Source organism: Hyphomonas sp. (assembly GCF_040882205.1).
Taxonomy (GTDB): Bacteria; Pseudomonadota; Alphaproteobacteria; order Caulobacterales; family Hyphomonadaceae; genus Hyphomonas.
The window spans coordinates 1-1,378 of record NZ_JBBEBT010000028.1 but is presented as its reverse complement, the minus strand read 5'-3'; the positions used below and the strand labels follow the sequence as shown (position 1 = coordinate 1,378).

Annotated in this window: 2 protein-coding genes and 1 pseudogene; all 3 read right to left on the bottom strand. The window is 62.4% G+C overall.

Annotation, left to right across the window (positions count from 1 at the left end; translation table 11 throughout):
* Positions 1-347, bottom strand: a 347-nt coding sequence (locus tag WEA77_RS01700) for an arginine N-succinyltransferase (protein WP_368066143.1), incomplete at its 3' end; no start/stop codon positions are given.
* Positions 348-349: 2 nt separating this feature from the next.
* Positions 350-889: pseudogene (locus WEA77_RS01695) on the bottom strand (peptidase dimerization domain-containing protein); the annotation flags it as partial.
* A gap of 15 nt (positions 890-904) precedes the next feature.
* Positions 905-1,378: M20/M25/M40 family metallo-hydrolase (locus WEA77_RS01690; protein ID WP_368066142.1), on the bottom strand; the 474-nt coding region annotated here is incomplete at its 5' end.

Sequence of the window (1,378 nt, the reverse complement as noted above, 5' to 3'; positions counted from 1 at the left end):
ATCAGGGCGTCCATGTCGAACCGCAAATTCCCGGCAGCATGGCTCGCCTGCGCCAGCGTGATGATGCGATAATTGAAAAAGGGCTGATCAATCCCCGTACCGGCCTTCACCGCAGAGCACCCGACCACCTGCCCGGTGGGGACGTGCTCCATCATCATCAGGTACTTGCCATATTGCAGGTTTCGCTGGCGGCCGTGGAAGGCGCGATCCGATTTCTCAAGCCGTTCCTTGAGTATGGGCTCGTCGACCGGCAGGCTCGTAAATCCGGGTCCGGACAATTCAGCAAGGTGGGTCAGGGCGCCGAGATCGTCCGGACGCGAGGGACGCATTACGTAATTCGTCGCCATGACTAGCGCCCCATCAGTTCCTTGATTCGCCGTCCGTTCATCCGGCCATCCGCAAGGCGATTCAGGATCAGGGCCGAAAGCAGCGCACGCTCCGGAAAGCTCTCGGTGATCACAAACTCTTCGGACGAGTGGATGCGTCCACCACGTACGCCAAGCGTATCCACGTTGGGCACGCCTGCGGCGAAGATGTTGTTGCCTTCGCAAACGCCGCCCGTGTCCACGAATTCGATGTCAAGTCCGATGGCGCGGCCCGTTGCATGTACAGCGTCAAACAAGGCCTGCTGAGCCGCATTGCGGGGTTTCGGCGGGCGGTAAAAGCCGCCGTGCAGGTGGCCATGTATGCCGTCACGGGCGACCGCGCGATCAAACAGGCGCCGTACCTGCTGCGCCGCCCATTCCGCAGACTGGGAGTCCGGCGCGCGGGCGCCAAAACGCACGATGGCGAGGTCAGGCACGATATTCACCGGCGCGCCACCTTCGATCGAGCCGACATTGAACGTCACACCGCCAAACTGGCTGTTGAGACCTTCGAGACCAACGACAAGTTCTGCCGCCGCCTAGATAGCGCTACGCCCCTCTTCCTTGGCACGGCCGGCATGCGCCGCGCGCCCGTGCAGGACGATGTCGAACACGGCGGAGCCCTTTCGTCCGCCGGCCATCGCGCCGGTTTCCATGGCGGGCTCATAAGTCATCCCAATAACCGCACCGGCGCAAGCGGCGCGGCGAAGCGATTCCGCGCTCGAGAAATTGCCGATTTCTTCGTCAGGTGTCAGCACAATCCGGTAGCCCAGCCGGTCCTTGAACCGGCCGGCTTCAAAAGCCTTGAGCGCCTCCAGCATGACGCAGATGCCGCCCTTCATGTCCGCCATGCCCGGACCATTGACGCAGCCATTCTGCAGGTCGGTCACGGTCTCGAACACGCCGGGCGCAAACACGGTGTCGTAGTGGCCGGACATCACCACCTGGATCGGCGCATCCGGGCGGGATGAGACTTCAACAATTGGACCCGAATGGGTTTCGCTGGTCTTGCC